Genomic DNA, 7,768 nt, shown 5'->3' on the forward strand with positions numbered 1-7,768 from the left:
TTTATTTCTATCTATATTTTTACGCGTTTTTATAAATAATACAATTTTAAATTGTGATATTTTGGGATTCTGGCTTTACATAAAACATAGGGTGGATATATAAAACACAAAACGTATTTTAAATTATCACGCGCAACCAAAGTTATTAAACAGAACGCGTGTTTTTTGTTTTTAGAGAAGGGGAAGAAAGTTTGTAGAAAATTATGTTTAAAAATCATCTCTCTTTATATCATTTTACAACGGTTATTTTTTTCTTTGTATACAATACTGATGCAGGTGAGATTTCTTCTGAGAAGAAGCCATATTCATGTAACGAAAGTGCCTCATTTTATCGCTGTAATGATGGTAAAACGCATGAAATTACCAAGAAAACTTATCAACTTACGGGTGAAAGTTCTTATGCTGCCATAGAGGCATCAGGGAAAAATACAGTCATTGAGGGAGAGGCTATAATCATTAACGGTGTTTCGAATGCACATGGACATTCAGAAACAAACGCTTGGACAACAGCTGTAAAGTCCTCAAATGGGGGAGGCGTTGCTCTATTTGATTCCATGTTAAATAACGTGTCGATAGGGGCCGATATTAATGATGAGGGAGCTTTTGAAATGCAGGATGGGGTGATTAAAGCAACCAGAATGGGGATCAGTGTTGGGGGTAAAGGGTCGTTTGTTTCTTTGACCAAGACAGAGATTAAGACATCTTCTGATGCGATAGGTCTTTTGAGTCATAATGGTGCAAAAATTTATATGAAAGGAGGAAAAATTGATTTTGCTGATGGTATTGGTGTTCAAACAGGAGGAGATGGAGAAATTAATTTAGAGGGCGTTTCTATTACTGGGAGGGGGAAACAGGGAACAAATACAGATAATCATCGTGAAGGTTCTGCTTTTAGTATGCTTCAGGGGAAAGGCTCTCTTAATTTCCAGAAGGGAAACGTTAATGTCGACAATGTTCATGGCATTGTAGTGCAGGGGAATAACCATAATGCTGCTCATATAAAATATTCCAATGTTTTTGTGAGAGGGAATGGATTTAATGGTATGCACTTTTTTTGGGAAGCTGTCTTAAATGATAAAAAAACAATTATACCTGGAAAAGGGACTGTCCATGTGACAAAGACAACTTTTATGGCTCCAGAAAGTACGGCTATTTATAGTCGCGAATTCGAAAGTTCTGTTAAACTCTCACAACATTCAAAAATTTCTGGAGATTCACTTCTGAAAGCTGTTGAGCGTTCTAATGTAAAGATTGAGGCTGATGCTTCTACCCTTGTAGGAGGCGCACATGTTGATGAAAGTTCTACAGCTAAGATAGATTTAAAAAATGGTTCAAAGTGGATTTTATCGCGACCAAAATATGACAAATTGCAAAATTCTGATGCTTCTGGTTCTAATTTAGGGGACTATTCCTTCATTTCATCGGTTAATCTTACGGATAGTTCTCTTGTTTTTGAAGAATTAAAATCTAAAAAAACAAATGGTTATCAGACACTTCTCATTGGAAAAGGATCTGGGACTGTCTATAAAGCGCACGGTGATGTGAATCTTTATCTTAATGCATATTTGGATAAAGGCGGAGCTCTGCAAGAGCAAAAAACTGACCGGCTTTTAATCAATGGTGATCTTGAAGGAAAAACAACAGTTCATGTGTATAGTGTTCCTGGAAGCTCAGGGGCATTGACGGGAGATGGTGGTAATAATCAGGGGATTTCCATTATTCAGGTTTATGGAAAAGCCATGGAAGATTCTTTTCAGTTAAAGGGGGGGTATGTCACACTTGAAGCCTCCCCCTATCAGTATCATCTTAAGAGTTATGGTCCAGGCTCTGCTTTAGGGGCGGCAGATTCCAATCAAAGAGTGCTTAAAAACTCTGGAACATTTTGGGATTTCCGACTTGAAAGTCAATTTGTTGATTCCACTAAAGTTTTTCCTGTTCTTGATTTGGTTGTCCCCCCTTCTTCTGATGATATTCCTTCTTTTCCTAAAATTCATCCTAATATTACTGGAGGTGAGGATGGTTCTATTGATTCTAACTCTCAGCAAAAGTCTCAGGAGCCAAGTCTTTCTTCTCCTGTAGATTCTCCTGATAGGGATTCCCATCTTACGACCACACCTAATGTATCTGATGTTTTTGTACTTGAGATCCCCAATCCTCTTTCCTCTCTTGCACCTGTTGTTCCCGCTATTGCTGAATCTAATCCAGTTTCTCCACCTGCATCTGGTTCACCTGTTCCGCCGCATGTTTCACCCACTCCTTCTGTTGTTTCCCCAGTTGCATCTGGTTCTTCTGTTCCGTCATCTGTTTCATCCACTCCTTCTGTTGTTTCCCCAGTTGCATCTGGTTCTTCTGTTCCGTCATCTGTTTCATCCACTCCTTCTGTTGTTTCCCCAGTTGCATCTGGTTCACTTGTTCCGCCGCATGTTTCACCCACTCCTTCTGTTGTTTCCCCAGTTGCATCTGGTTCACTTGTTCCGCCATCTGTTTCACCCACTCCTTTTGTTGTTACTCCACCTGCGTCTGGTTCTTCTGTTCCGTCATCTGTTTCATCCACTCCTTCTGTTGTTTCCCCAGTTGCATCTGGTTCACTTGTTCCGCCGCATGTTTCACCCACTCCTTCTGTTGTTTCCCCAGTTGCATCTGGTTCACTTGTTCCGCCATCTGTTTCACCCACTCCTTTTGTTGTTACTCCACCTGCGTCTGGTTCTTCTGTTCCGTCATCTGTTTTTGAGTCTTCTTCTCATTTTGAGCCAAATGTGAGAGTCGTTGTTCCACAGGTTTTGACTTATATTCTTGTGCCAAATACCTTATTTTATGCTGGATTGATGGATATCAGTAATCAAAGCAAGCAGTTGCAAGCGCTGCGAGCTGTTCCTGGTCGGTTGTTGAAAAATGATGAAAATCCCGCTTTGTTTTTGCGCGGTTACGGTGGACATCATCATTATACTTCAAATTTGTCTGCATTTAAATATGGTGATTATGGCGGTGAGCTTGATTATAATGCACTAGAGGCAGGTATTTTACTCAAGAAAATCGAAAGTGCATACAGTACGACATCTTTTGGGATTATGGGAAATTATGGCAAGCTTTCTTTGCAGCCTCGAAAGGTTAAACAAAGTCAAGAAAGTATATTTGATAAATGGACAATCACAGCATATGGAAGCATGCAGCATGATACGGGTCTCTATATGGATGGTCTCTTCTCTTATGGTTTGTTTAATGGAAATGTTCTCACACTTGAGCGAGGTAAAACGGCTGCATTGAGAGGGAAGCCCTTAAGTGTTTCTTTAATTGCTGGTAAAACGTTTATGATAGGCAGCCGATATTTTATTTTTGAACCACAGGTTCAGTTTGTTTATCAAAATCTCCAGTTTCATAAGACTCGTGATATTGATAATTTTAATATTGATATGCGAAGTCCAGATCATTGGGGGATGCGTATTGGTGGGTATTTAACGAAGACACTTACATTTACTAAAGATAAAGATGCACATGTTCTCTCATTCTATGGTAAGCTTCATTTCATTCGTAGTTTTGATGATAAACAATTTGTATATTTTAAAGATGCCTTCCAGCTTGGTTCCTTTGGGACTTCTTTAGAAGCTGGATTTGGTGTTTTTTCGCAATTATCTCCCAAAATTATTTTTCATAGCGATCTGATTTATCAGCATAAATTTACGAGTGACGGCTTTTCCGGAACGCATTTTTCTGGTGGATTAAGTTATCATTTTTAATTGTATTTTTCTTTAATACATCTTTTGTGAAAGATATAAGCACAAAACATGGTTTTGTTGTGTTGTTTTTCTGATTTTTGACTTTACATATAATACAAAACAAATTATATGTAGCGGTACATAATAAGAATAATAAGTAGATGAACCAGGTGTGTCTTTTCAGTTTTTTATGAATAAAATAAAGGAAGTTTAGACTAAATTATGATTAAAGTACTAAAACGCCATGTGTGTGTTCTCTTACGACCTCTATTTCTTTCTTCGCGCACAATATAGATGTGAGTGGAGAAGATTATAACCCCTCGTGTAATTCTCTTTTTAAGTCGTATTCGTGTGATACAGTTGATGCTTCTCGTACTTTTGGAAGTCGTAATAAGTTATATATGAGTGGATTGGATAGGAGGACTACAGGTGTTATTTTTACAATACGAACTCATAACATAGTTATTAAGCCGCAAAAAAGTAAAGGGGAAAAAGGCTTTCAGGAACTGATGGAATTTTAGAATTAAAGAGATCTGAGAAGATTATATCAGCAGTGGTTGTGTCAAAAGATAATAAAACTTCTTTTAAAAAGAGTTCTATTACAGGAAATGGCGAAAAGAAAAGTGGTAGAAATGCTACGTTATCTCAATCTGTGTTTGGTGTGAAACAGGGTGGTTCTTTCCTTTGATGAAGGTAAGATTCAGGTTTCTGATGTTCATGGTATAGAGGCAAGTGTCTTGCTCAATGCGATTGAGGATACACATCACACTTTGAGCTTTGGAATAATGGAGAATAATGGAAAAAAACTCTCTACAACCTCAAGATGTTAAAGAAAGCAAAAAAGTACATTTGATAAATGGTCTATTACAGTATATGGCAGCATGCAGCATGATACAGGCTTTTATATAGATGTCCTTTTTTCCTATGGTTTATTTAAAGGGGATGTTCTCACGCAAGCAAGAGGCAAGACAGCAACATTGAAGGAAACACCTTTGAGTGCTTCATTGATTGCGGGCAAGTCATTTATGACAGGGCATAAAGGGGTTATTTTTGATCCGCAGGTTTAGGTTATTTATCAAAATGTGCGGTTTGATAAGGCGTCTGATATTGATGGTTTTGATATTGAGATGGGAAAACTTGATTTATGGGTGATGCGTGTTGGTGGTCTTTAAGAAAGATGCTTGCTGCTTCTGAAGAGGCTCTTGTTGTTTCTTTCAATTGCAAGCTGAAGCTTGCCATTAGTTTTAGAGGAAAACAACGTGTGCGGTTTGGAGATGAATTCCAATAAGGGCTTTTGGCTCTTTTCTAGAAACTGGAATGGGATTGAAGGCTCAGTTGTCTTCAAACTTTGCTTTGCATGGAGATGTAACTTATCAGCATTGCCTTAGAAAAGGTGGTTTTCAGGGATTATTTTTTCAGGCGGTTTATACTATCGTTTTTAGGTGCCTATGAAATATAGAGTAATTTTTACATAAGTTATAGAGTGTTTTATGAAGTATAAAGTGATTATTTAAGTTTTATACTTGCTATTGTTAGTGTGTTTAACTTAATGTTATGGGGAATATTTTTTATTTTTAACTAACAGGGGGAGAAAGGCAAATTGGGAATAAAGTTATGGTTAATGTATTAAGCGGGTATAGATTTTTATTTATTACAACGGCTATTGTTTCTTTTTTGCCAATCGTGAGTGTTAATGCGAATCCTAATAATTTAGGAACTTCCTGTAATGTATCAGAGAGTTTTTTTACATATAGCGATAGTAAAAAACATACGATAAGTAATAAAAATTATACTCCTTCTGTCTCTTCTCTAGATGATTTTGTTGCTGTCTTCTCTATAGAAAAAGAGGGAACTGTTTTAAATTTATTAGAGACAAATATTATCTCGCATAGGCCAAAGCAGATGTTTTTATATAGTGCATCTGTAAAAGATGATGGCAAGCTTGTTCTAACCAATTCAAATATTAAGGATATGTCCGGTTTTCGTGTTCAGAATGGGCAAGTTGTGATGAATAGAGGGAAGATTGAAGGTAGTTTGCAAGCTGTATGTGCAGAAGGAAAAAAAACCGATATTGCTTTAGTGAGCGTAAATATTGATATTGTATCAGATAATTTGAATGCAAAAGGGATTGGATTTGTTAGTAGTTCTGATGCATTCATTAGGATGTCAGGCAGTACTATTACTTTTAATGAGATTGGTGCGTTTTCAACACAATTTGGGGGAAAATATCTTATTGATACAACCAATATTCAGGGAAAAGGTAAGAAACACACGATTGTAGTTGATAATGAAAGTATTGATGAATTTCCAAGAGCTTTTGACATATCACAGGGTGGTAATGTTCAATTACGTGGTGATTTTATTCAGCTCACTGATATGCATGGCTTCTTGATTACGAATTTTGCAGGTTATGCAGATGCTGAAGGTAAATTGGTTCAAGAATACGCTTCATCAAATGAGTTTAAAAAGACAAATATTAAGATTGAAGGTACAGAAATTTCTGTTCAGGGTGAGGGAGTATACGGTCTGTATTTTTATGGATTAGGCCCAGATGTATGGGGTGATATGTTTAAGGTAGGGAGTGAAAAACTTTCAAAAGTAGAAAAAATTGTTTGGGGTGAAGCATCTTTGCATTTGTCACAGACAACTTTTTCAGTTCCCGATGGTATTGCCATTTATAGTACGGGAGATGATATTTATGGAGCTGAAGCTACCATTGAATTAACAGAAAGGACAAAGATCTCTGGTGATTTATTGTTAAAGGCTCAAAATAATTCTTCTCTATTGGTGAAAGCAAAGGATTCTATCCTTACAGGGGGTATTCGTGTTGAGGATGCATCAACTGTTCACTTAGAATTAACAAATGGCTCTGCATGGTATCTCACCAAAAGGAAACATACAGATTTGCAGGAATCTCTTCCTGTAGATTCATTACTTTCGTCTATAAGCATTTCTGATAGCACAATTTTTTTTGATAAATTTATATCTCAAGATTATCAAACGCTATATATTGGAAAAGTATATATTGAGAAAGGAAGTAGTCTAAATGACATAAATCCAATAGAGGGGATACAATATGATAAAGAAGCCTATAATGCAAAGGGAAATGTGCAGATTAAGATGAGTGCGTTTGTGAATAATGACGGCTCGTTTAATCCTCAAAAAACTGATCGTATTTTGATCTACGGGAATGTTTTGGGAAGTACACTGCTCATGATGGAGAAATTTTCCAAAACCTTAGAAGGAGAAGCTGGCAATAAAGGAAGTCAAAGTATTTCACTTGTTCAAGTTGCTGGGACAGCAGAGGAAAGTTCTTTTAAGTTAGCCAATAGTTATACTACGGTGAATGGATTTCCTTATCAATATAAACTTCGTGTCTATGGTCCAAGTTCTTCTTCTGGAAATGCAGATCCAAAGAATAGATTGGTTGTTGGAGAAGGGGATTTTTGGGATTTTCGTCTCGAAAGTGTTTACATTGGTCCTGAATTAGATTCTTCTGAAACTGCTTCTAAGCCAACATCTACAGTTTTACCTCCTCAATCTGAAGAAGAGACGGTTCCTTCTAAACGACCAACAGAGACTATTTCACCTGAACAACCCCCTTCTGTTGAGCCTCCACTTATACCATCTACACCTTCTTTGCCTGAAGGATCTGAACCGTCTGAAACATTTATCCCTACGGATTCGACGCTGACTCCTTCTGCACCAGTTCCGTCTGAGCCTCCCTCTGTACCAACAGTTCCGGAGGCTCCTTCTGCTGTGCAACCTATGCCTGCACCGTTTGTTCCAGTGGAAGATTCTACTAATGATGTTCTGCCATCTGAGCCCTCTGCTCCGGAGGACACTTCATCTCTGGATACTGTTTCTCCTCCTTCTGTCCCTGTCGAACCAAAGCCTTCTCAGTCCTCTGATCCTTTAGATCCTTCATCTAATCTCTCTATACCGCTTGATGTTCAGTCTAATCTCCAAATTAGAGCTGTTGTTCCACAGGTTCCAACTTATCTTCTTTTGCCAAATGCCTTATTTCATGCTGGTTTAGTGGATATGACCACGCA

General features: G+C 37.6%; 3 protein-coding genes and 1 pseudogene. All 4 read left to right on the forward strand.

Translation table 11 applies throughout. The features are described 5' to 3' along the window. Positions 1 to 203: 203 nt before the first annotated feature. The gene (locus ACFILO_RS07825) at positions 204 to 3,734 is read left to right on the forward strand and encodes an autotransporter outer membrane beta-barrel domain-containing protein (RefSeq protein WP_375678096.1); all 3,531 of its coding nucleotides are present in this window, start codon (positions 204 to 206) and stop codon (positions 3,732 to 3,734) included. 538 nt (positions 3,735 to 4,272) lie between these two features. Continuing rightward, positions 4,273 to 4,401, forward strand: a complete 129-nt coding sequence (locus tag ACFILO_RS07830; RefSeq protein WP_375610851.1) for a hypothetical protein — start codon at positions 4,273 to 4,275, stop codon at positions 4,399 to 4,401. A gap of 28 nt (positions 4,402 to 4,429) precedes the next feature. After that, positions 4,430 to 5,155 (forward strand): annotated as a pseudogene (locus ACFILO_RS07835) (autotransporter outer membrane beta-barrel domain-containing protein); the annotation flags it as partial. Between the two features lie 172 nt (positions 5,156 to 5,327). Next, the coding region (locus ACFILO_RS07840; RefSeq protein WP_375632556.1) for an autotransporter outer membrane beta-barrel domain-containing protein at positions 5,328 to 7,768 on the forward strand (2,441 nt) is incomplete at its 3' end.

The sequence above is a fragment of the Bartonella sp. AP72JLCBS genome (genome assembly GCF_042195705.1).
In the GTDB taxonomy this organism is placed as follows: Bacteria; Pseudomonadota; Alphaproteobacteria; order Rhizobiales; family Rhizobiaceae; genus Bartonella.

Coding starts and splice junctions, on each gene's coding strand:
- ACFILO_RS07825 (WP_375678096.1), top strand. CDS start 204: ATGTTTAAAAATCATCTCTCTTTATATCATTTTACAACGGTTATTTTT.